This is a genomic window from Enterovibrio makurazakiensis, from assembly GCF_050336585.1.
In the GTDB taxonomy this organism is placed as follows: Bacteria; Pseudomonadota; Gammaproteobacteria; order Enterobacterales; family Vibrionaceae; genus Enterovibrio; species Enterovibrio gelatinilyticus.
Map to the genome: position 1 here is coordinate 77679 of NZ_JAKJSE010000017.1, position 23114 is coordinate 100792.

Sequence of the window (23114 nt, forward strand, 5' to 3'; positions counted from 1 at the left end):
GTTTAAGGTGTGTCTTCATCTCGCAGAAAAGAAGTCGCACACCGATGGCAAAGATTAATCAAGAAAGACTGGTTGAGCATTTTATTGAGCTGGTGAAAATTGACAGTGAATCGGGTAACGAAAAAGCTGTTGCCGAAGCTCTGGCAGAACAATTGGGTCACATGGGATTTGCAGTAACAAAATTGCCTGTTCCTGACACCATTTCTAACGGCTTTAATATTTACGGTAAATTGCAAGGGTCATTGGAAGGCAGCATTATTTTCAGCAGCCACATGGACACAGTGACACCGGGCAACGGTATTGAGCCAATCATCGAAGATGGTATTATTCGCTCAAATGGCGAGACCATTTTGGGTGGCGATGATAAATCGGGTATTGCTGCGGTGATGGAAGCGGTTCGTTCCATTCAAGAGAGCGGTGAAGCCCACAAAACGATTGAAGTGGCTTTCACGGTGTACGAAGAACTTGGCCTTGAAGGTGCCAAGCATTTCGACATCAGCATGATCGAATCACAACAAGCTATTGTATTAGATTCAGGTGGCCCGATCGGCACTATTATCACCACGGCGCCTGGCCAACAAAGCCTAAAAGTCACCATTAAAGGTAAGCCAGCACACGCGGGTTTGGCACCTGAAACGGGGATAAATGCCTTAACCGTGGCGTCTGATGCGATCAGCAACATGACGCTAAGCCGTATCGATGAAGAAACCACTGCAAATATCGGTGTGGTACGTGGCGGTCAGGCGACGAACATCGTGATGCCTGAGCTTTACATTGAAGCGGAAGCCCGTTCGCTAGACGACAATAAGCTGGCGAAACAAGTTGAGCACATGGTATCAACGTTTGAAGCTGCCGCTGAAAAGCACGGCGCGGGTATCCATATCGAATCAACACGTTCTTACAATGCTTACCGCATTGCTGATGACAACCCACATGTTGTTGCTATTAAAGCGGCATTTGAGGCAATAGGCATTGAGCCTGTCACCAAACCTACGGGTGGCGGTTCTGACGCGAATGTTTTCAACGAAAAAGGTTTACTGACAGTCAACATGTCGACTGGCATGGCAAAAGTTCATACCACGGAAGAGTTCATTGCCGTGAGTGACCTTGTTTCTATCAGTGAGTTTGTTCGTGCATACGTGACGCGATAAACGCTGATTTGTAGAAAAAAACCGCCGTTTTCAGGCGGTTTTGTATTTCTAGCTCAAGGCTTATTATATCGATGGCAATCTTAATTTAACCAACGGATAGGTAGGAAAAATTCATTTGAACCACGGCGTATAGACGTTTTGGTGAAAAATATCGATAGCGACAAAGGCCAACATCAGCGCCATTAACACGTTGAATGCGCGAAAATAAATGGGCTGCTGAATTCGACGACCTATCAACCCACCTATGACTGAATAAGAGGTGGGTGCGCCAAAGGCCAATAGGCATAGAACAAAAATCCAGAACAAACTGCTTGCGCCATGAATACCGGCAGCAGGGAATTGAATGGTCACGATAGGTAATGTCGCGATAAACCCTTTGGGGTTGAGTAGTTGCAGTACCAGCCCGTCTTTGAACGACAATGAATCTTCCATTTTGTTGTTATCAATTTGTATGCGAGCGCTGATCAACTTACTGGCAATATATAAGATATAACAGCCTCCCACCGCGCTGACGAAAGGCAATGATTCCTCTGTCACCAAAGAACCCCCAACCACATTCAGCGAAACAAACAGAATGAGCATGGCAATGGCAACCCCCGTAAAATACGGAAGGTTTTGCTTAGTTTTACCCTGGATACCGCCATTTAGCCCCAGTAAATTAACCGGCCCCGGTGAGTACATAATGCCGATGGCGTATGCGAAAAGTTCTAACATAACAATCTAATCTCTATATTCAAGGCGAGCGAAAGGCCTCTTCAGCGTGTGAACTGAAGCCTGAGTGAGTTGGAAATTGGAACACTTCCAGTGATTCCGACGCGCTGGTATTAACGAGCGCTGATTCTAAGAAGTGAGGTTGAGCACTTATTCGAGGTGGGGCGGCGGTAGTGCTCTAACTTGGAGCTGGTATTGTTTTGGTGTCATACCAAATACGCGCTTAAAACGGCGGTTGAAGTGGCTGCTATCGGAGAAGCCAAATGCTTGTGCTACATCACTTGATTGCATACCTGACTCCAAGGCCTTTCTCGCGCCATTGATGCGGCAATTGAGTACGTATTGGTGGGGCGTAATACCAAATTGCGCGCGAAACAGACGGATAAAGTGGAACTTCGACAATGAAGCCGCATTTGCGATGTCATCAATGGAAATATCTTTATCGATGTGCGATTGAATGAAATCTTTGGCACGGAGCAACAGCGTATCTTGCCGGCGGGCTGGCACCACATCCTCAAGAAATTCGGTGCAAGAAACCATGGCATGAGACAGCTGAAACAGTGCGGATTCTTGCTCGATTCGGTTGCTTGCTTGGTCTTTGATAAGGGATGACATGATTAGCGCTTGGTTGCGAAGTGCCATGCTGTCTAATCGGCAGCCTTCTATACGAAGGCTTGAAGGGTTTTTCACTCCTAACGCCTTGAATTGGCTTGCCACGCTGCTTGGGTGAACATACAGCATCAAATACTCAAGATCTTGCTGCCCGCCAGAATGACCATCATGAACATCTTCAGGGTTAAAGAGCAGAACTGCGCCGGCTGGATTCTTATGATACGCACCCTGACAGAAAAAATCTTGCCTACCTCGTAACGTAACCCCGATAGAAAACTCTTCATGAGCGTGTTTGTCGTAGGAAAAATCACGCATGTTTGCGTCAAGCACAGAGACACCATCAAGGTGTTGGCTTTGGGCAAAATGAAAACGATTTTGTGTCGTCACGTCGATTCCCTCAGTGTGCGTTCTCAACATCTTTGCAAAGTATAAGCATCGAAGCTAACCAAAACTTGAACAAAATTGCTTGATTTAAGGCGTGCTGAAAGAGGGTTAGGGGATTAAGGGGCTTAGATTGACTGAGTGTCTTCTCGTGGAATGGCGATTTGACGAAGATGTTGACGGATCTCTTTTGCGGCAGAGTCCGTCAGAATCACATTCATCGCACACAAAAACACGACCGACCCAGCCAGCCCTGCTGAGAAGAATGCGCCAGCACCAAGGAACATGAAGCACTGAATAACAAAGGCGATAGCGCAAAGAAGTTGGCCAGTCTGATTATATGTTACGGCAAGGGTGTCTTTGGCAATGTCGTGCTTAATGGTGATAGGCAATACAGCCCAACCCGAATGCACTCGGACATTGCCATCTTTCATTGTGGTGTTAAAACCGTTGTGATTAAGAAGTTCAGAAAGCGCGTCTAACTGCATTAGATACCACCAATACTGTCTGTGTGCCCAAATGTTGAGCCACAGCAAGTGCACTGTTCATAAGAACTGCCGAGCATTAAATCCATTGAGTTAGAAAGAACAATGGTGGCGCGCTGAAAGAGTGTGCTGTCTGGTGAGACTTTTCTCGGTTCTAGTTGAATGTGAGTGTGCGGCGTTACTCGTCCACAATCCTCACAGTAAAGCGTATTGTTTTGTTCTGCCATCTCGCCCTCCTTGGTTTCCTTGTCAGAATCCCATGCTGCAACTTGAAACGGACTTGCTGGTTTCTGCTGCTTGGGAGGTTTCAGACTACGGTTTGCCGAGTGAATCGGAAGCCTACCAGACAATTTTTGAGATCTTCATCAACTTTTCAGTGCGGATGTGGCGGTGTTTTAACCGCATTGGCTACCCCCAAATGTCGCCCCAATTCTTTAGTGAATCATCTCAAACAGATTCTCATGAATGCCAATGAATCCGGCTCCTCGAATATATTTTCTGTATTTCACTCATGAAATTCGATCACAAGAAGATGCATTTAACGTATACATTAATTGAAAGAATGAATTGAAATTTGCGATTAGATTTAAATCAGAAAAGATGTTAAACCTAACATTTTGGTGACAAATGTCTCATTTTTCGAATGAAAAATGCCAGTCATTGTTATTAACTTGCGAAATTCTTGGTTTTTAACAAAACTATCAACGTATACGTATTTTTATAGTCGTCATGACGGAATACAAGGTTTTCTGAGGAAACGCATCCTCAACGAATCGTGTGAATGTTAAGGATGGTAATGAGGAAAACGCTGACAGAAACGGCATATCAAGCTGTCAGGCAAATGGTTTTGTCCAATGAACTGGAAGTCGGAAGCTATTATCTCGAAGAGGCGCTAGCACGTCGTATTGACGTTTCGCGTACGCCACTGAGAGAAGCGTGTATTCGGTTAGCTCAAGAAGGCTTGATCGAGCCCGTGCCGAGACGTGGCATTTATATCAAGCCAATTTCTTTGGATGAGCTTCATGAAGTGCTCGAAGTGGTTGCTGCATTAGAGCTTTACGCCATCAGCTATCTCGACATTCAAACGTTGGATGATAAATGCTGGGATACCTTGAAATTTCATCTTCAAATGCTTTATGACGCCCGCGATCAGAAGAACAACACCAAGTGGGTGAAGCATGAGGCGGCTTTTCGACTGTCGTTAATCCGTTTAACGGGTAACAAAACGTTTCTATTACTTATGCAACGAATGATGGATAAATCCCGCCGTGTTCGTGCAATGGTTTCTAAATTGGGTGTTACACCTTGGGAGGCTGTAGATGCGTATTCGCATTTAGTCAGAGCAATAGAATGTGGTGATAAGGAAACGGCGAAACGTTCACATGAAGCGTACTTGCAGCGATCCTCGAGAGAATTAATTTCTTTATTGAAGGGCATCACGGGCTTGATTGAAGCAAGACCGATTCAATAGACGTTACGATATTTTTGGCTGTGGCAATTAACTTGGTTGGAGAAGAGACATGGTAGAGCAGGATAATCTACGGAATCAGATCGTTGATTACTGCCGCGAACTGTTTGCGAACAGGCGAGATACAGAGGATAGCGGTAATATCTCTGTGTTGATGAGTGATAACACAGTGTTAATGACGCCAAACAGTAGCCATGAAAAACGTCAACCCCAACGTCTATCATTAATGTCTCTTGAAGGTCAGTTATTGTCCGGTGATAAACCGCAGTGGGATATTGAGAGTCATCTTTCTATTTATCGCATCAATCCTCAATATCGCGCGATTGTTTCTATGCGTTCCAAGCACATTTCTAGGCTAGCGGATAATGAAAACCTGAATCCGGAAAACGTCTTGCCCGCGTTTGCGCCGTTTGTTTCAATGCGTACGTCAATTTTGCCTTGTATCTCTGTTGCTGATCATAATGACGCGAGCAGTGAATTCTATTTGTTGGCGGAAAAAGCCAGACAACATCATGCTGTGTTGACAACGAATGTGGGTTTAGTTGTGATGGGTGAAGACCTTCAAAATGCGATGCACAATGTTGAAGAATTGGAGGAAACGGCGGCACTACGATTACAGTCTTTAAATGAAAACCTTCAATACCTCAGCAATGAAGAGATAGCTGAAATCCATGCCGTTTTTGCACATTGAAACAAGGATAGACTCTGCTTTTTCAAATCCACAAAGAAGTGATTGATCAACACGGTGTTAACTGAAGTGATAATAGTGGGTAGCATAGATACTGATCACGGGTGTGCGATTTTTTGTTATTTATAGTTGAAATGAATGAAAATAAAATAAGCATTTAGTAACAAGACCAAGCATTCATCACTGGTTTTAGGCTGTGACCCTGAGGCTACTAATTACTCATAGTTTACATAATATTTCTGTATTTCATTGTTCGTCTATGTTTCGTGTTAATTATACTAATTCCTCGTCACTATTACCTAGTCATGGGCACTGAAAAAGTTCAATGACACCATTGTCAGTGGTACGCATGCCTGATGGTAGGTTGTTACGATTTGCCCCCCGTTTTTCTGAGTATTCCATTTAAATGCTTCTACATTTTATTTATACTTCATCGTATGGTTGATGGAGTGTTAAAGCACGTCACATTGGCATTGAACGCCCTAAAGGATAGCCGAGTTAATTATTTTTCAAATGATTAATCCAAGATAAATGAATCCAAAATTTCAAATGTGGGAAAAGTACAATGAATGTAAACATCAATGATCGGCTGATTGCTGGATTCTGGCGAACCTCTCTTTGGGGTAAGTCTTCTAAAGAATTGAATTATTTTATAAATCAGCTTATTGAGTGTGGGATAACTACATTTGATCATGCCTATGTTTATCGTAGCGAAGCCGCTTTTGGCGAGGCTATGGCGCTCTCTGAATCCCTTAGAGATCAGGCCAAAATAATCACGAAATGCGGAATTCGTGGTGTCGGCCCAGGCTCTTTAGATGCAAAAAATACTAGCCATTATGATTCTGACAAATTAACTATCATTAAATCGGTTGATAACTCGCTAAAAGATTTAAAGACTGACTATGTTGATACGTTGCTTTTACATCGTCCTGACTACTTGATGAATGTTCAGGAAGTCAATGAAGCGTTTAATGAATTGAAGAGAAGCGGAAAAGTTAGGGACTTTGGTGTTTCAAATTTTAATGTAACGCAGTTCAATTTGTTGCAAAGCGCCTTGGACGTCAAGCTATGCACCAACCAAATTGAGTTTTCGCCATTTAATACGGAAGCACTTGATAATGGCTTGTTTGATCAGTGTTATCAAAATCAAGTAAGCCCGATGATTTGGTCTTGTTTGGGGGGAGGGAAGCTCTTTGATGAGAGTCATCCTGTTACATCTAGACTAACAAAATTGTTGAATGAAATTGCAGAGGAAATTGGCGCAGTCTCAATTTCACAAGTTGTGTACGCGTGGGTATTTAAAATGCCATGTCAGCCAAGAATCATTACAGGTTCTAGCAAGATTGAAAATATTTCGCCATTGGTAGATTCAATTCATTTAACTCTATCAAAAGAGCAGTGGTACCAAATTTGGGCCGCTGCTGTGGGTCATGACGTAGCCTAATGTCACTTCAATTCACAGTCAAAAGAACACACTGAGAGAGGCATACTGGAAGCTATCTTAAAGGGATAGTTACCACTCTGTCAGTTGAATACAGTTTTCTGTCGCTAGCACAATCAAAGAAAAAAAAAAGGCGAACCGAGCGGTTCGCCTTTTCTTATTCAAGTCAGGTTTTAACTTGATTGGATGCGATCAGTGCGATCATTCTTCCATATAGCTTTCAATGCTTGGGCATGAACAAATCAGGTTACGGTCACCGTAGACGTTGTCGACACGGTTAACTGTTGGCCAGTATTTGGCAGCTCTTACTTGTTCGCTTGGGAAGCAAGCCAGCTCGCGGCTGTAAGGGCGTTCCCACTCGTTCGCCATCAAATCAGCTTGAGTGTGAGGGGCATTAACCAATGGGTTGTTTTCCAAAGGCCATTCACCGTCTTGCACTTTCGCGATTTCTTCACGAATGGCGATCATGGCATCACAGAAACGATCAAGCTCTGCTTTGTCTTCACTTTCCGTTGGCTCAATCATGAGCGTGCCTGCAACAGGGAACGACATGGTTGGCGCGTGGAAACCAAAGTCCATGAGGCGCTTCGCGATGTCTTCTTCTGAAATGCCAGACGCATCTTTAAGCGGACGAATATCGATGATGCACTCGTGCGCAACACGACCATGTGTACCAATGTACAGTACTGGGTAGTATGGGCGTAGACGTTCCATCACGTAGTTTGCGCTTAGGATGGCAATCTTGGTCGCTTCCGTCAGACCTTCTTCGCCCATCATGGCAATATATGCCCAAGAGATTGGCAAGATTGACGCACTACCTAGTTGTGCAGCAGATACCGCATAGTTTGAGCCGTCTTCAACGTGACCTGGCAAGAAAGGTGCAAGATGTGATTTCACACCGATTGGACCCATACCAGGGCCGCCACCACCGTGCGGGATACAGAAAGTCTTGTGAAGGTTCAGGTGAGAAACATCTGAGCCGATGAAGCCCGGTGTCGTTAAGCCGACCTGTGCATTCATGTTTGCACCGTCTAGATAAACCTGACCACCAGCTTCATGTACTAATTCACATACTTCTTGAACCGCCTCTTCATACACGCCGTGTGTTGAAGGGTAAGTAATCATGATGCATGACAACTCGTTACGGTGTTTTTCGATCTTCGCTTTCAGATCGTTCACATCGATATTGCCGTTGTCATCACAACCTACAACAACTACTTTCATGGAAACCATGGCAGCTGACGCTGGGTTAGTACCATGCGCAGAGCTTGGGATCAGACACACGTTACGCTGTGTATCGCCTCGGCTCTCGTGATAACGCTGAATGGCAATCAAGCCTGCGTATTCGCCCTGTGCGCCAGAGTTTGGCTGAAGCGACATAGCGTCATAGCCAGTGATTTCACACAGCATTTTGTTGAAAGAATCAGCGAGTTCACCGTAACCCAGTGCTTGGTCAGCAGGCACGAACGGGTGCAGCGCACCAAACTCAGGCCACGTTACCGGGATCATCTCTGCAGCAGCGTTTAGCTTCATGGTGCAGCTACCAAGTGGGATCATGCCGTGCGTCAATGAGAAGTCTTTGTTTTCAAGCTTCTTCATATAGCGCATCAACTGCGTTTCACTTTGGTGAGTGTTAAACACTGGGTGAGTCAGGTAATCGCTGGTACGAAGGCAAGATTCAGGAATCGCAGCGAACTCATCCGCTTCTACGGAAGAAGCAAATTGCGCGACGTTTGATTCACCTGTCATTGCGGCGACTAATGCGTCGATTTCTTCAAGCGTGGTGGTTTCGTCAAGGCTTAGGCCAAGTTGACCATCAAGCTTGCGCAGGTTGAAGCCTGCATCTTGCGCTTTTTGGAACAAGGCATCAGTGTCTGCGCCTGTGTTCAAGGTGATGGTGTCGAAGAAATCATGGTATGCGAGCGCCACACCTGCGTGGTTAAACGCGGCAGCTGCCAACGCGGTCAGGTGATGTACGCGACGAGCAATTTTCTTCAAGCCTTCTGGGCCATGGTAAACAGCGTAGAAAGCCGCCATGTTCGCCAGTAACGCTTGTGCAGTACAGATGTTTGACGTGGCTTTTTCACGGCGAATATGTTGTTCGCGTGTTTGCATTGCCATGCGCAGTGCTTGGTGACCTTTGGTATCAACCGATACGCCAATCACGCGGCCTGGCATGGTGCGTTTGAGTTTGTCACGTGTTGCCATGAATGCTGCATGTGGACCACCAAAGCCCATTGGCACGCCGAATCGTTGTGCCGAACCAATGACAACGTCTGCGCCCATTTCACCCGGTGCTTTTAGTAGGGTTAATGAGAGAAGATCGGTGGCGACAGCGACAAGCGTTTTCTTGGCCTGTGCTGCGGCAATCAAGTCGGTCAAGTCACGAACTTGTCCCGTAGTGCCAGGGTATTGAAGCAGGGCACCAAAAACGTCGTGGGAAGACAAGGTTTCTTCAGGACCAACAATCACATCGAAGCCCATGAATAGGGCACGGGTGTTGATCACATCCAGCGTTTGGGGGTGAACATTGTCTGCTACAAAGAAAGCGTTACTTTTGCTTTTCCCGCCGCGCTTACACAAGGTCATGGCTTCGGCAGCTGCGGTTGCTTCATCCAGCAGAGAGGCGTTCGCCAGATCCATGCCGGTTAAATCCATCACCATTTGTTGGAAGTTCAACAAGGATTCAAGGCGACCTTGAGAAATTTCAGGCTGGTAGGGTGTATAAGCCGTGTACCAACCTGGGTTTTCAAGCACGTTACGCAAAATCGGGTTTGGTGTATGTGTTCCGTAGTAACCTTGACCAATAAAGCTGCGCTTGATGACGTTCTTGCTAGCAATAGCTTTGAGCTTTTGCAGCATGGCGACTTCGCTCAATGCGTCATCAAGTTGAAGTGGTTGTGGCAAACGAATGCCGGCAGGCACGGTTTCTTCAATCAAATGCTCGACGCTGTTAGCGTTAATCGCTTTTAGCATCTCTTTCTGATCGGCTTCACGCGGACCATTATGACGAGTGGCAAACTCAGCATGAGGTTGAAGTTGATCGAGTAGGCGTGATTCTGTCATGACCTTACTCCTGAATTAGTCTTCGATGGTTTCTTGGTAAGCGTCAGCATTCATCAGATGATCAAGGTTGCTGTCATCGGCTAGCTTAATTTTTGCAATCCAGCCGCCTTCAAACGGTTCTTCGTTGATCAACTCTGGGCTGTCATCCAAATTCTCGTTCACTTCAACGACTTCGCCGTTGACTGGGCCGTAAATGTCAGATGCTGCTTTTACTGATTCTACAAGAGAAAAGCCTTCGCCTAATTCGACGTCGCTGCCGACTTCTGGCAGATCAACAAAAACGACATCGCCAAGAAGTTGCTGGGCGTGTTCAGAAATGCCGACAGTCACAGTGCCATCGCCATTATCTTTTACCCACTCATGGCTTTTAGAAAACTTCAGGGTTGCATCCATTTTTACATCTCCGTATGAAACGAGTTAATTGTTGTCTATTGCTGAAGCAACAGAAATTCGGGCTTCCTAGGTGTTCAGGTATTTGGGTGTTCAAGTGTTTCCGTTGAACACCCCTGTATTCGTTGTGTTGGTCAATACGCTATATGACTAACAAGCGACGACGTTGATGGCGATGGCGTTTGTCGCCAATCCACCTTGCGACGTTTCTTTGTATTTACTCATCATGTCCAACCCGGTCTCGTGCATGGTTTTAATGACGCTATCGAGCGAAACATGGTGGCTGCCATCGCCATTGAGCGCTAGCCTTGTTGCGTTGATCGCTTTTACTGCGCCCATAGTGTTTCGTTCTATACATGGCACTTGTACTAAGCCATTTATGGGGTCGCAAGTAAGACCGAGGTTGTGCTCCATGCCAATTTCAGCGGCGTTTTCAATCTGTTCGGGTGTTGCATCCATGGCCGCAGCTAACCCTGCTGCTGCCATTGAACAGGCCACTCCAATCTCACCTTGGCAGCCTACTTCAGCCGCAGAAATAGATGCATTGGTTTTGTACAGTGAGCCAATTGCCGCGGCTGTCGCTAAAAATATACGAATGCCTTCGTCATTATTTGGCGAGACAAACTTGTTGTAGTAAGCCAATACCGCGGGAATTACACCGGCTGCGCCGTTTGTGGGGGCGGTAACAACACGCCCGCCAGCCGCGTTTTCTTCATTTACTGCCATGGCATACATGTTGACCCAATCATTGGTGTCGACAGGTAAGCCGTCTGTGTCTTTCTTCAAAATACAATCATGCAATTTTTTAGCGCGTCGTTTTAGCTCTAGTCCGCCTGGTAACACACCATCTTGGGCAACGCCTCGTTCAATGCAGGCAAACATGACTTGCCACAATGCATCAACTTGTTCGTTCACCGTGTCTATCGTTGCCTTTTTATCTTCACGCTTGGCTCGCGCCAATTCGTTGATAAACATGATTTGTGCAATCGATTTTTTTTCACTCTCACAATGCGCGAGCAGTTCAACGGCGCTGCTAAATGGGAAAGGTGGTTGGAAATCAGAGGCGAGTGCATCTGTTTCACCTTTCTTAACGACAAAGCCACCTCCTACAGAAAAATACGTGCAAGAGAGCAGTGCTTCATCGCTTTTTCCAAAGGCCGTCAGTGTCATGCCATTTGGGTGTTCAGGTAGTACTTTGTCGAAATGGAAGACTAAATCAGCCTCCCAGTCGAACGGAATAAAACGATGCCCATCTAGCGGCAACTCTTTGCTGCCTTTGACCATGGCTGCCAGAGTAGGGATGTCGTCTGAGTTAATGGTATCTGGCCATTCCCCCATCAACCCCATGACACATGCAACGTCGGTTGCGTGGCCTTTTCCCGTCAGCGCGAGTGAACCATATAGCTCTACACGTACCTTTTCTACGTTGTGAAGCAGTTCTTGATCACGTAAAGCAGAAGCGAATCGAGCGCTTGCCAACATAGGCCCCACGGTGTGGGAACTTGAAGGGCCAACGCCAATTTTAAACAGGTCAAACATGCTGTGACTCATCGCACGTATCCTTGCTTTGTAGGTTATGCATCGCGGATGTCATCGTAATGACTGATCCGTGTCATGTGTTGTTGCCTTATCTTCGAACTGTGTTGCTGGTGTGTGTTTCGACACATCACTACTCTGGGTATAGCAACAGTGGTTCGTTATCGTTATTTCGGCGTCAACATTTGCGTAACATACATCTCGAATTTGCGGTCTGCAAAATAAAATTTCCTATAGGAAACTCTGGGTGTGATCTCGTCTACAGTTCTGAGTTTCAACTGCCCGATCATCGTCACTACCATACTCAGCGTACGCAATCGTTTGCCTTTTTACTATTTTGCTGAAAGAATTGCAATTAACAATTACTTGGCAATATTTAATTAACTTTAAAAACAGTGCCTTATGATTTCATCTTGTTGGGTGCGTGTTTTGTGAACGATTTGGGTGTGATGACAGCCGAGACACGACGCACTGGACTTCCGGAGTGAGAGCGTTAAGGTAAATGCACAAGTTTCCTATAGGAAACTTTTTGTTAAAAATGTTAACTTGGCCTTATTGGATAAACGCGATCTCGTGTAAGAATGCCCGTGCTACAAAAACACGAGTAACGCGTTGTGAGAAATCAGTAAGACAAGGTGAGGGACGAATAATGACAGATTCAGATGCACAGGATGTGTATCCGTCAGTAACCATTGAAAGGTCGAATGGTCAAGCGGATGCGCACATAGCACCGTTAAGGCTCGGCGAACGCTTGAAAGAAATTCGAACGGGCAGCGGGCTGACGTTAGAAGAGGCGAGCAAGCTTACCGGCCTAGCGCGATCTACCTTGTCTAAAATTGAAAATGAACAAATCTCGCCTACCTTCCAAGCGATGCAAAAGCTTGCTGCTGGATTGAGTATTGATATTCCACAGTTATTTGCTCCACCGAAGAAGACCAAAGCTATGGGTCGTCGAGACGTTACGCGTGTCAACGAAGGCAAGATGCGACCAACAGGCACTTATGAACATGAATTGTTGGCGTCGCAGTTATCGAATAAGAAAATGTTTCCTTTCAAATCTCGTGTGCGTGCACGTTCTTTTGAAGAGTATGACGGGTGGATTCGCCATGATGGCGAGGAATTTTTGTTAGTACTGGAAGGTAGCATTACTTTCTATTCTGAGTTTTACGAATCGATAGCGCTGAACGAGGGCGATAGCGTTTATTACGACGCAGCGATGGGGCACATGCTTACCTCGGTCAGTGAAGAAGATGCCCTGATTTTATGGGTGACCGCGTCTTAACTGATTGAGACGAAAGATATTAACTCCGCTACGTGAGGTGGCGGGAAGTGACAACGTCGGCTAAAGCCGTGATCATGGAGTGAAACATGTCTCAGGATCTATTGAAAACACCACTACACGATTTGCACATTGAGATGGGTGCGAAAATGGTGCCATTTGCTGGCTATAACATGCCTGTTCAATACGCATTGGGCGTGCGCAAAGAGCACATCCATTGTCGCGAAAATGCTGGCTTGTTTGACGTATCGCACATGGGGCAAGTTCGCCTACACGGTGAAAGTGCGGCGAAAGCATTAGAAGCTTTGGTGCCTGTCGATATTATCGATTTACCATCAGGAAAGCAGCGCTATGCCATGTTTACTAACGATCAGGGCGGCCTGATGGACGACTTGATGGTGGCTAACTTTGGTGACCATCTGTTTGTTGTCGTGAATGCTGCGTGCAAGGACCAAGACATTGCGCATCTTCGTGCCAACCTGCCAAGTGACGTCTCTTTGGAAGTGATTGAAGACCGTGCATTACTGGCATTGCAAGGGCCTAAAGCGGCAGCCATCTTAGCGACAATTAATCCTGCCGTGGCTGATATGGTGTTTATGGATGCTGCTGTGATGGATCTTGGTGGCGTTGAGTGCTTAGTGAGCCGCTCTGGTTATACCGGCGAAGATGGCTATGAGATCTCAGTACCTGCTGACCAAGCTGATGCGTTTGCGCGACAACTGCTCGCGCATGACGACGTTGAATGGATTGGTCTTGGCGCGCGTGATTCATTGCGACTTGAATGCGGTCTGTGTCTATATGGTCATGATATTGACACGACTACAACGCCTGTTGAAGCTAGCCTGCTTTGGGCGATCAGCAAGCCTCGTCGTGCTGACGGTGAGCGTGCTGGTGGATTTCCCGGTGCGGATATCGTGCTTGATCAAATCGCCACTAAAGATGTTTCGCGTAAACGTGTTGGTTTGCTAGGCACGAGCAAAGCCCCTGTTCGAGAAGGCGCAAAATTGTTTGATGCCGACGATAATGAAATCGGTATCGTAACAAGTGGTACGTTTGGACCGACTAAGGGCCAGCCTGTTGCGATGGGCTACGTGACGACCGAGTTAGCCGTATTGGGCACAGAAGTGTATGCGGAAGTACGAGGTAAGAAATTACCGATGGTAATCGAAAAGATGCCATTTGTACCACAGCGTTACTATCGCGGTTAAATTGCGGTTAGCGTAAACCACTGCGTAATTCGCAGAACGCGCTTAGAAGTGGCAAAGTAGCGTCAACGTTTTGTCGCCAGTTCTTGCCACCAAGGGTTAATGCTTGTTGAAAGCATGCTGTTGAGTTGCGCAATAAAGAAATAAATAACGAAAGGCCAGAGCGAATGCTCTGGCCTTTTTGCTTAGTTCTCAACCCACTGCAAATCGTCCATTCGTTTTCTGTCAGATTTTTTTACACCGCGAGTCAAAACTGGCATTTCCTATGCAAAGAATATTGAGTTGTTTGTCATTAGCGAAATGAAAAGCAAAGGATGACATTGAGATGTGACGCATTGCAGAACAATGGAATTTTGCGAGCGATTCACAGAAATTTGGATTAATGTCTTATATGTACGACATGATGTCGATAGGAGATATAGCAGTATGCTTGCAGAACAACGGGATGATATTGATAACCCTCTGATCTGGCCAATACTCAGTGTGCTCGAAAGTTCTAATGAGAGCTGGAAAGTTCACTACCTGATGGCTGAACTTCAGAAGAATACCATCATGGACCATTTGGATGATGACCCCCAGCTGGACCTGTTCAAGCGCAATTTCCTTATCATGAACGCGCTTTACCAATTGCAGGAGTCTCTGTTGCCCAATCAATGGCTACAGGTCGAATCCATGGATATTCGTTTGATGTGGCGAGGAGCCGGAGCGGGATTTGTTCAGCATGAGGTGAATCGTGATGATCCTCTGCGCGAATACTACATGGATTGGAAAAACTATGACGCACAAACAGAAGATGTCCGTGAACTTCTGAAGTCTTTCTGGAAACGCTACCAGCAACATGTTGGCCATTGTAGCGAAACGACGGTTGAACGGCGGAATGCACTCAAAGCATTGGGGCTGTCAGACAGTGCAACCAATTCAGAGATCCGTCGTCAGTGGCGAAAAATGGCTTTGAAGTGGCACCCTGATCGCCCTGAAGGAAACGCTGAGACGTTCAGAACCATGTGTGAAGCTTGGCAGAGCCTGAGACTATAGCATTAGACCAATGGCTTCTTGGTAAACTGCAAAAGATATACTCAAAACCCAGCCGATCATTCGCTGGGTTTTTTATTGAGCGAATGTCGACTCTTAGCCGATGACAGTGTAAACAGCACCAACGTCAGCATAACAATGCTACCGCCAATTAATACGTTGTCACTGGGCACTTCCCCTAGCACCATCCATACAAACAGGGGCCCTAGAATAGCCTCTAATAACATGAACAAATTGGCATGAGCTGCGGGAAGAAATTTGGGTCCGATGGATATCAGAATAAAGGCCGACGGTACGACAACAGCGCATAGGATGATGACGTAAACCCATTCCTGTGACGTCAGAGAAAAAGGTTCCGCCCCTGCAAGTATCGCAATGACAGCGGTACAAAGCCCGCCAAAAACGAGAAATAGGGGAGCATTAGCGCTTTTGCTTTCTCGCAACACCACAAAATAGATAGCCAGCATCAAAGCCGTGACTAAGGCTAACATATTGCCGAAAGAAGCATTGGGTAAGGCTTTACCGTAGAAAACAAACACGATACCCAGTGTTGCCGCCAAAATGGCAATCAATGTACGTAATTCGATGGTTTCTTTTAGGAAAAAAAACGCAAGCGCGGCGCATATTAGCGGGCTAACGTTGATAATAATGAGCGTGCTGGCAACTTGGGTGTGCTCGATTGACAGAACAAAGCATACCGTTGACAGAGAGAACGCAACGGAACCAATCAGCAAGTTTTTAGATGGTTTACGCAGAGCATTCATCGTCTGCTTGGGTTTGGTTGCCATTGTAAAGACCAACACCACTAAGGCTGAAATAATTCCTCGCCAGAACAACAATGTCCAACCGGATGATTCAATCAACCGAATGAGTAGGCTATCAACACTTAATATGCTGACGCCGACCATCATGGCTAATGTCCCTTTGTAAATCGGTGCCAATAGATACACTCCCTGTGTCTTTTGCATCAATAAATCATGAATGCGATGTTCATTTATGACGTGATCCATCTCTAAGTGCAATCAGGCTTTTGCTTTTTCTCACTTTATCAACAGCGAGTCGGGGTCTACGCTTACTTGAGGTAGTGTCACCAATTCGAGAATCTTGGAGACAAAATGAGATCGATTCGCCACATATTCTTTGCATTGATGGGATTTATTCTCCTTCTTGGTGTGCTTATAATTTTTGCAAATCTCCGTTCGGAGGTATTGTCCAAAGAAATAAATTTGCTTTACGAACAACGACACCAACAATTCAAACTTGCCACCGAACTCAAGAACAGTTCAGATTTACTCACGCAATTTGCACGTAACTATTCGGTGACGTCAAATGTGCGCTGGCGATATCTATTTGAAAATGTCAACGCGGTTCGAGAAGGCTACTTGCCGCTGCCAGAAAGTTATAATTTCGACTACTGGGCACAACTGTCAGACCCAAACTACGAAGTACAAGCGCCAGCCGTCCCAATTCGTCCCGACTATCCTTCTTTGTTGAGCCGTTTGCGTGAGTCAGGTATTAGCGAAGCGCATATGTCATTTTTGACTCAAGCGCTTTCGCGATCACAAGAACTCATCGCGATTGAACAAGCGGCGATGGACATTGTTCAAGGCAAAAAGCGAACTGCACGAGGTTTTGAGCGTGTTATTCCTGATCGTAAACAGGCTCAAGAAATGTTGTTTGGCCCTGAATATATCCATGAAAAAAATAAAGTCATGGGGCCGATTGGTGCTTTCTACGACATCATTAACAGAACGACACGCGACAAGTTGGACAATCTCATTCAGCAACGTAGCAATATGGACGGCGTGGCGGCCTCCATGTCCTTCTTGTTGATACTGACCGTTGGCCTTTCTACCGTATTGCTGTGGTATCGCTTCCTTAAACCGCTAGACAACATTCGTCGTGTGATTGTAAGCAAAGTGCGTGACAAGCAGTTTGAATTCAAACTCGATGTAGAAAGCCAAGGTGAGCTGAAAGATCTCGCAGCAGCACAGAATGAGGTGTTGGGCGAAATCGCACAACGTTTTGAATTTAGTCGCCAGATTAAAGCGTTTTCTGATCTCATCCGTGGCTGCTCAGATACCAAAGATCTGGGTTTACAAGTCGCAAACTTTTACTCGCAACGCCTTGAATTGCCGTACGTGGCTATTTATGTTCAACGAAACGAAAAGCTTCACTTAGTGGGTGGCGTGGGGACCGACGAAACCACTAAAGAGATGGACGTGGAGTCAGTGTCTTTCCATCGCACCATTATGTTAACGAAAGAATTTCTACGAATTCGTAATGAGAAAGACAAGTTCTCATTGATGTTGCCAGCAGGTGAGTTGCGCTTGGAAGAGATGTACTTCATGCCACTTGTGGTTAACAACGATATGGTCGGTGTGCTTGAATTAGGTTCAACCCGTTCGTTCACCGATCAGGAAATTGATTGGTTGCTGGAAGCGCAGGAAGACTTGGCGGTAGGTATACAGCTTACGATTAACTCCGAACTTCAGCTAGAAGCCGAGAAGCGGGTATCTGAACAACTCAAGCTCAACCAACAAATTATTAATGCGATTCCTAACCCTACCTATTTTAGGAATACCGATGGCATCTACATTGGCGTGAACGATGCGTTCACTGACTTCCTCGGATTGTTTTATGTCGATGTGGTGGATAAAGCGCCGAGTGAACTGTTCCCGAGTGATGTAGCGAGCATGTTCCACGAAAAAGAAAGTGCATTGCTAGAGAATCCAGGGTCGAGTGTTTATGACATCGAATTGCCCAACCCCAGCGGTGATATACGCATATTGACGGTATACGAAGCCACATACTTTGGCAGTGATGGTGAGCCTTTAGGTATTGTCGGGCTGTTTGTTGATGTGACAACGCAAAAACGCTTGGAATCGGATCTGATCTCCGCGAAAGATCAGGCCAACGAAGCCAGTAAAGCCAAAGGCGAGTTTCTTGCCAACATGAGCCATGAAATCCGTACGCCAATGAATGCCATATTAGGGATGTCACATCTTGCGTTATTAACAGATTTGAATGATAAGCAGCGTAACTATGTTGGCAATATAGAGAAAGCGGGTAAGTCTCTATTAGGCATCATCAATGACATTTTGGACTTTTCGAAAATTGAAGCTGGGAAACTTTCCGTCGAACACATTGGCTTCCGTTTCAGTGAAGTTCTGGACAACATCAGCAATATTATTTCGGTAAAAGCGAAAGAAAAAGATTTGGAATTGATATTCGATATTGATCCCGATTTGCCCGATGATTTGGTGGGTGACCCACTGCGCTTGGGTCAAATTATCATTAATTTGACGGGTAACTCCGTTAAGTTTACTGATAGCGGCGAAATTATCATACGGGCGAAAAAAATCTCCGAATGTGATGAGCTTGTTGAAGTTCAGTTCGATATTCAAGACTCAGGCATTGGTATGTCTGAAGAGCAGTTGAGCCGACTGTTCCAATCGTTTTCTCAGGCTGATGGTTCTATCACCCGTAAATATGGTGGTACGGGATTGGGTTTAACCATCTCTAAGAGCTTTGTCGAATTGATGGGTGGACGTATATGGGTCGAAAGTGAACCAGGCCATGGTTCAACATTCTCATTCACTATTCGCTGTGGTCGCAGTGAAGCCAGTATCAAAGAGCAAGTCGCGAGAACCACGGTTCTTAATGACAAGCGCGTGCTGGTGGTGGATGACAACCAAGCCTCTCGAGACATCATGTATGCGCTACTAGATAATTTGGATTTGCGTGTCGCTGCGGTGTCAAATGGTGAAGAAGCGGTATTTGAAGTGCAATCCGCCGATGAAAGTAATGATGGTTTTGACGTGGTGGTGATGGACTGGAAGATGCCAGGCATTAACGGCGACGAAGCGACATTACAGATCCAAGCGTTAGACGTTAAGAAAACGCCGAAGGTGATTTTAGCCAGCGCTTATGGCGAGGATGCTGGGTTGATTGGGGATGACATCCAAAACATATTTGATGCCTCCTTGGTGAAACCGATTAACCCATCTTCGTTATTCGATGCACTAATGGAAGCGTTTGGGCAAGAGGAGCTGAAACTTCTCAGCAGCCGAGATGCTCATGACGAAATCTCTGAAGATATTGATTTCACTGGCTTGAATATCTTGCTGGTGGAAGACAACATGATTAACCAAGAAGTCGCCAAAGGGATACTGGAACAATTTAACCCATCCATTGAAGTTGCTGACAATGGCCAGATTGCGCTCGATATGGTGCAAGAGCAACGGTTTGATATTGTGCTCATGGACATGCAAATGCCAGTGATGGATGGTGTGACAGCGACTAAGAAAATCCGAGAGATAGATTCTCTTGCTGATATGCCCATCGTGGCAATGACAGCCAATGCAATGGAGCGAGACGTTAAGCAATGTAAAGAAGCGGGTATGAATGACCATGTTTCTAAGCCAATCGATGTTGATGAGTTGATATCTGCTATCCGTCGTTGGACATCTGCATCAAAAGAAACAGTCAAAACGTCAGTTGTGATGAATGCGCCTAAACCTGAAACGGTTGAAATCAATACAGAATTGGGTGATATCGACCCATTAGTGTTGGATGCAAATGAAGGCATACAACGTATCGGTGGCAACGCCAAAGCATATTGGAAGGTGATTGGTGCGTTTACCGAAACTAAACTGGCGGTGATAGACAAAATTCGACAAGCGTTGAGTGATGGAAACCGAGAAGACGTTGAAATGTTTGCGCATTCATTAAAGGGCGCGGCAGCTAACGTTTCCGCGAAGGGATTAGCGGTGATTGCTGGTACATTGGAAGATCAGTCGGGCTCTGATCTTAAAATGGATCCGGTGCTCTTAGACAAAATAGAAACGTGCCTGAAAGAAATTAAAACTTACATACCCGTTGAGAAAGAGAACAAGGTCGAAGAACAAGCAACTTTTGCTGGTTATACGCCGAGAGAGTTTCGCATCGAACTGGAGCAACTGAAAATCCTACTAAACAATTTTGACACGCAAGCCGTTGATTTTATTTCAGGGATCAAAGAAAGCTCGAAGAGTATGAATGTCGATCTTGAGTCTGTTGAAGATGCTATTCGTAAGTTTGAATATGAGGTTGCTGCGAAAAAGCTTGAGATTGTATTGGAAACTTTAGGTGTCGATGAAGAGGAAGATACACCTACGTTGTTTTAAAAGACAATGTGTTCAGTTAGATGAAATAAAAGGCCGCAAATGGTGACATTTTCGGCCTTTCTTATGTCTGTTTCACTGGCTATCTGACGTGTCGACTACACGCCAATATTGCCTATTTTGTCAGAGAACGACTACGCAGTTCGAAGATAAGTTTCTCAGCACTACATTCAAACTTAAGTCTGACATTCAATGGGTTGTGAGAAAACTCCGCCTCTTCATCGAGATCGTGAATCACTGCGTCATTGACTTCTTTTGCTAGTGCAAGGTATGCACCAAATTCAGCAAGGGCAGCAGCTTTATTTGTTGCAAAGATTTCGACTTCAGCAACGTCGTCACCTTCGCTGATCACGTAACCCATTTCAGCGGTTACACCGCAAGCATCACATACTTGAATTTCTTCCTGGCTCATTGATCACTCTCTCGATGTTAGGGATGAGTATCGTCATCACCTGATAGGTTTTACGTAATATTACTACACATGACAGTTCATTTTGTAGGGTTTTTTCAGCAGAAAGAGAAAGTAAAAATTAGACGAATGTTTGCCTCGAAAAATAAAAAACGGGCCGACTGGCCCGTTCAACTTATTGATGTTTAACAATGGTGAGTTGTTAGTCTTCCCATTGTACCAATTTATCCGAGGGCCAACTGGCACCAATATCGTGATATTGCTTCTCAAGTAAGTGGCGACGAATTTTCAGCGTAGGTGTTAGTAAGCCGTTTTCAATGCTCCACGCTTCCTTAATCATCAATACACCTTTGATTTTCGCGTGTGATTCCAATTCTTTGTTGATCGTCTCAATCACATGCGTCACTCGGCGTTCATAGCGTTCACGATCAAAGTTCGGAAACTGATGCGGAAGTGCAAGCAGAATTGGGCCTGGCATACCTGATCCCACCAAACACATCATTTCTACGTTACTTAGCTCAAATAAACGCTTTTCAATCGGAACAGGGCTAACAAACTTACCCTTGGCTGTTTTGAATGTATCATTCTTGCGCCCTTGGATGGTTAGGTAGCCATCCTCATCAATATCGCCGATGTCGCCTGTGTGAAGCCAACCGTCGATAATCGTTTCGGCGGTCGCTTCTGGGTTTTTATAATACCCAGCAAAAAGCCCCTGACTTTTTGCCAAGATTTCACCATCTGCTGCAATGCGCAGTTCAATGCCAGGGCCCGCATTACCCACCGTGCCGATTTTGTCAGCTCTAAACGGGTAATTTAGCGTGGTATAGGCAAAGGCTTCTGTCATGCCCCAAGCCTCGGTAATGTGCAGACCAAGCTTTTCGTACCAATCTAGTAGCGCAGCAGAAACGGGGGCCGAGCCACAACCTAATACGCGGGCTTGGTCTAAGCCCAAATTCTGTGCGATCTTCTTCTTAATAAGCCCTGATACGACGGGGATTTTAAGCAACAGATTCAGCTTGGCTGGTGGAAGTTTTTGTTGAATGCGTTGCTGGAAGAGTGTCCACAATCGAGGCACCGAGATAAACATAGTCGGGCGATGCATTTTCACGTCATCAATAAACGTGTCTAAAGACTCAGGGAAGGCGGTGCAAATACCTGAGAGCAAAGCAGTACCGAGAATGTATACGCGCTCAGTGATGTGAGCGAGAGGCAAATAGGAAAAGAGTCGCTCTCCGTCCTTCATGCCAATGTGATTGATCAGTTGCTGAGATGACCAAGCAAATGCGCCGTGGGTGAGCATGGCGCCTTTCGGTAAGCCTGATGTTCCTGATGTGTAAACAATCGACATCAGGTCATCATCTTTGTGGTCAGGGTTTACTTCAGCACGGCTATGTTGCGCAATCAAATCCCCCCAGTCATAACCGCAATGAATCGTTGGATAGGGAAGCGCTATGGTCGGTAGCTTACTGCGGGTTTCTAGCGTCTCTTTTAACGCCTTAGTGTCATCCAGCTTGCCCACAAATAACAATTTGGCTTCTGAGTGGTCAATACAATGTCCAATGGTGTCGCTGCCTGCGGTAGGAAAAATAGGAACGCTGACATAGCTTCCAAGCATTAGTGCAAGATCAGTGATAAACCATTCGGCACAGTTCTTAGAGATAAGCCCGACTTTGTCACCAGGCTCCAATCCCATTCCCCTTAACGCCGACACCATTCTTAAGGCTTGGTCGACGACATCAGAATACGTGAAGTCCGTGAACTGGCGATTAATGATCTGGCGGAGAAAAATCTCATTAGGGCGTTCTTCAGCCCAGCGCAGTGCTTGTTGGTAAGGTTTTAATTGAGCCATAAAGGACCCCGTATAGCTGTAGGGAATAGAGTGATAGTTATAATTCTATGTTATCGAAGTGTTAAATTAAGGATTTTGTTGCGCCAACGTCAAGTGATTCATTCAAACGCTTGTTCAAATTTTGATGTAGGTAACGCTCAATGCTTTGAATGCTATTTTTAAGTGTAACAATAGCATTTTGCTTTCAGTACGTTACAGGATCGAGTGATTGGTATTTCGACAAATCTAACCCATTTCACGCTTCTC

18 protein-coding genes are annotated in these 23114 nt (G+C 45.6%); 8 read left to right on the forward strand and 10 right to left on the reverse strand.

Going from position 1 to position 23114, the window contains the following annotated elements; translation table 11 throughout:
- Window positions 1-44: 44 nt before the first annotated feature.
- Window positions 45-1151: a M20/M25/M40 family metallo-hydrolase gene (locus L4D06_RS13830; protein ID WP_429740012.1), complete on the forward strand. Its 1107-nt coding sequence runs from the start codon at window positions 45-47 to the stop codon at window positions 1149-1151.
- Window positions 1152-1262: 111 nt separating this feature from the next.
- On the opposite strand, the gene L4D06_RS13835 is transcribed toward L4D06_RS13830, so the two are convergent.
- The 4 genes from L4D06_RS13835 to L4D06_RS13850 form a co-directional block, all read right to left on the reverse strand.
- Window positions 1263-1865, reverse strand: coding sequence for a LysE family translocator (locus tag L4D06_RS13835; RefSeq protein ID WP_429740014.1), 603 nt, complete (start codon window positions 1863-1865; stop codon window positions 1263-1265).
- A 147-nt stretch (window positions 1866-2012) separates the two neighbouring features.
- Window positions 2013-2861, reverse strand: a complete 849-nt coding sequence (locus L4D06_RS13840) for an AraC family transcriptional regulator (protein ID WP_274164502.1) — start codon at window positions 2859-2861, stop codon at window positions 2013-2015.
- 122 nt (window positions 2862-2983) lie between these two features.
- A complete protein-coding gene (locus L4D06_RS13845) occupies window positions 2984-3343 on the reverse strand; it encodes a hypothetical protein (RefSeq protein WP_429740016.1) in 360 nt (119 codons plus the stop codon).
- Window positions 3343-3567, reverse strand: a complete 225-nt coding sequence (locus L4D06_RS13850; protein WP_274164500.1) for a hypothetical protein — start codon at window positions 3565-3567, stop codon at window positions 3343-3345. The genes L4D06_RS13845 and L4D06_RS13850 overlap by 1 nt, the downstream gene beginning before the upstream one ends.
- Window positions 3568-4136: 569 nt before the next feature.
- On the opposite strand from L4D06_RS13850, the gene L4D06_RS13855 reads away from it, so the two are divergent.
- The 3 genes from L4D06_RS13855 to L4D06_RS13865 all read left to right on the forward strand — a co-directional run bounded on the left by L4D06_RS13855 (window position 4137) and on the right by L4D06_RS13865 (window position 6940).
- On the forward strand, window positions 4137-4811 hold the full coding sequence (locus L4D06_RS13855; protein ID WP_274164499.1) for a GntR family transcriptional regulator: 675 nt from the start codon (window positions 4137-4139) through the stop codon (window positions 4809-4811).
- A 49-nt stretch (window positions 4812-4860) separates the two neighbouring features.
- Entirely contained in the window at window positions 4861-5499 is a 639-nt protein-coding gene (locus L4D06_RS13860) for a class II aldolase/adducin family protein (protein WP_429740017.1), read from the forward strand.
- A gap of 562 nt (window positions 5500-6061) precedes the next feature.
- A complete protein-coding gene (locus L4D06_RS13865; RefSeq protein ID WP_429740019.1) occupies window positions 6062-6940 on the forward strand; it encodes an aldo/keto reductase in 879 nt (292 codons plus the stop codon).
- 198 nt (window positions 6941-7138) lie between these two features.
- Here the strand turns inward: L4D06_RS13865 and gcvP are convergent, their stop codons facing one another.
- The 3 genes from gcvP to L4D06_RS13880 all read right to left on the reverse strand — a co-directional run bounded on the left by gcvP (window position 7139) and on the right by L4D06_RS13880 (window position 11944).
- Complete coding sequence (gcvP, locus tag L4D06_RS13870) at window positions 7139-10003, reverse strand: aminomethyl-transferring glycine dehydrogenase (protein ID WP_429740021.1); 2865 nt, start codon at window positions 10001-10003, stop codon at window positions 7139-7141.
- A gap of 15 nt (window positions 10004-10018) precedes the next feature.
- On the reverse strand, window positions 10019-10396 hold the full coding sequence (gene gcvH, locus L4D06_RS13875; RefSeq protein ID WP_274164320.1) for a glycine cleavage system protein GcvH: 378 nt from the start codon (window positions 10394-10396) through the stop codon (window positions 10019-10021).
- A gap of 147 nt (window positions 10397-10543) precedes the next feature.
- A complete protein-coding gene (locus tag L4D06_RS13880; protein ID WP_274164319.1) occupies window positions 10544-11944 on the reverse strand; it encodes an L-serine ammonia-lyase in 1401 nt (466 codons plus the stop codon).
- A gap of 634 nt (window positions 11945-12578) precedes the next feature.
- Between L4D06_RS13880 and L4D06_RS13885 the strand changes: the two genes are divergently transcribed.
- The 3 genes from L4D06_RS13885 to L4D06_RS13895 all read left to right on the forward strand — a co-directional run bounded on the left by L4D06_RS13885 (window position 12579) and on the right by L4D06_RS13895 (window position 15448).
- Window positions 12579-13211 (forward strand): helix-turn-helix domain-containing protein, encoded by a 633-nt coding sequence (locus L4D06_RS13885; protein ID WP_274164318.1) that lies wholly within the window; start codon window positions 12579-12581, stop codon window positions 13209-13211.
- Window positions 13212-13297: 86 nt separating this feature from the next.
- Window positions 13298-14416 carry a glycine cleavage system aminomethyltransferase GcvT gene (gene gcvT / locus L4D06_RS13890; protein ID WP_429740023.1) on the forward strand — a complete coding sequence of 373 codons (1119 nt, stop codon included), beginning with the start codon at window positions 13298-13300 and terminating at the stop codon, window positions 14414-14416.
- 423 nt (window positions 14417-14839) lie between these two features.
- Window positions 14840-15448, forward strand: a complete 609-nt coding sequence (locus L4D06_RS13895; protein WP_274164316.1) for a DNA-J related domain-containing protein — start codon at window positions 14840-14842, stop codon at window positions 15446-15448.
- A gap of 56 nt (window positions 15449-15504) precedes the next feature.
- Here L4D06_RS13895 and L4D06_RS13900 read toward each other — a convergent pair whose 3' ends face one another.
- Entirely contained in the window at window positions 15505-16413 is a 909-nt protein-coding gene (locus tag L4D06_RS13900) for a DMT family transporter (RefSeq protein ID WP_274164315.1), read from the reverse strand.
- 147 nt (window positions 16414-16560) lie between these two features.
- Here L4D06_RS13900 and L4D06_RS13905 point away from each other — a divergent pair, with 147 nt between their 5' ends.
- Window positions 16561-20613, forward strand: coding sequence for a hybrid sensor histidine kinase/response regulator (locus tag L4D06_RS13905; protein WP_429740025.1), 4053 nt, complete (start codon window positions 16561-16563; stop codon window positions 20611-20613).
- A 112-nt stretch (window positions 20614-20725) separates the two neighbouring features.
- Here the strand turns inward: L4D06_RS13905 and L4D06_RS13910 are convergent, their stop codons facing one another.
- Together L4D06_RS13910 and L4D06_RS13915 are read right to left on the reverse strand one after the other, a co-directional pair.
- Complete coding sequence (locus tag L4D06_RS13910) at window positions 20726-21022, reverse strand: DUF406 family protein (protein WP_274164313.1); 297 nt, start codon at window positions 21020-21022, stop codon at window positions 20726-20728.
- A 199-nt stretch (window positions 21023-21221) separates the two neighbouring features.
- A complete protein-coding gene (locus L4D06_RS13915) occupies window positions 21222-22868 on the reverse strand; it encodes an AMP-binding protein (RefSeq protein ID WP_429740027.1) in 1647 nt (548 codons plus the stop codon).
- Window positions 22869-23114 lie beyond the last annotated feature (246 nt).

Bases quoted from the DNA above. Each gene is read 5' to 3' on its own strand.
- L4D06_RS13905 (WP_429740025.1), top strand. From the start codon at position 16,561: ATGAGATCGATTCGCCACATATTCTTTGCATTGATGGGATTTATTCTC.
- gcvH (WP_274164320.1), bottom strand. From the start codon at position 10,396: ATGGATGCAACCCTGAAGTTTTCTAAAAGCCATGAGTGGGTAAAAGAT.
- L4D06_RS13845 (WP_429740016.1), bottom strand. From the start codon at position 3,343: ATGCAGTTAGACGCGCTTTCTGAACTTCTTAATCACAACGGTTTTAAC.
- L4D06_RS13910 (WP_274164313.1), bottom strand. From the start codon at position 21,022: ATGAGCCAGGAAGAAATTCAAGTATGTGATGCTTGCGGTGTAACCGCT.
- L4D06_RS13860 (WP_429740017.1), top strand. From the start codon at position 4,861: ATGGTAGAGCAGGATAATCTACGGAATCAGATCGTTGATTACTGCCGC.
- L4D06_RS13830 (WP_429740012.1), top strand. From the start codon at position 45: ATGGCAAAGATTAATCAAGAAAGACTGGTTGAGCATTTTATTGAGCTG.
- L4D06_RS13850 (WP_274164500.1), bottom strand. From the start codon at position 3,567: ATGGCAGAACAAAACAATACGCTTTACTGTGAGGATTGTGGACGAGTA.
- L4D06_RS13915 (WP_429740027.1), bottom strand. From the start codon at position 22,868: ATGGCTCAATTAAAACCTTACCAACAAGCACTGCGCTGGGCTGAAGAA.
- L4D06_RS13885 (WP_274164318.1), top strand. From the start codon at position 12,579: ATGACAGATTCAGATGCACAGGATGTGTATCCGTCAGTAACCATTGAA.
- L4D06_RS13895 (WP_274164316.1), top strand. From the start codon at position 14,840: ATGCTTGCAGAACAACGGGATGATATTGATAACCCTCTGATCTGGCCA.
- L4D06_RS13835 (WP_429740014.1), bottom strand. From the start codon at position 1,865: ATGTTAGAACTTTTCGCATACGCCATCGGCATTATGTACTCACCGGGG.
- L4D06_RS13865 (WP_429740019.1), top strand. From the start codon at position 6,062: ATGAATGTAAACATCAATGATCGGCTGATTGCTGGATTCTGGCGAACC.
- L4D06_RS13880 (WP_274164319.1), bottom strand. From the start codon at position 11,944: ATGAGTCACAGCATGTTTGACCTGTTTAAAATTGGCGTTGGCCCTTCA.
- gcvT (WP_429740023.1), top strand. From the start codon at position 13,298: ATGTCTCAGGATCTATTGAAAACACCACTACACGATTTGCACATTGAG.
- L4D06_RS13900 (WP_274164315.1), bottom strand. From the start codon at position 16,413: ATGCAAAAGACACAGGGAGTGTATCTATTGGCACCGATTTACAAAGGG.
- gcvP (WP_429740021.1), bottom strand. From the start codon at position 10,003: ATGACAGAATCACGCCTACTCGATCAACTTCAACCTCATGCTGAGTTT.
- L4D06_RS13855 (WP_274164499.1), top strand. From the start codon at position 4,137: ATGAGGAAAACGCTGACAGAAACGGCATATCAAGCTGTCAGGCAAATG.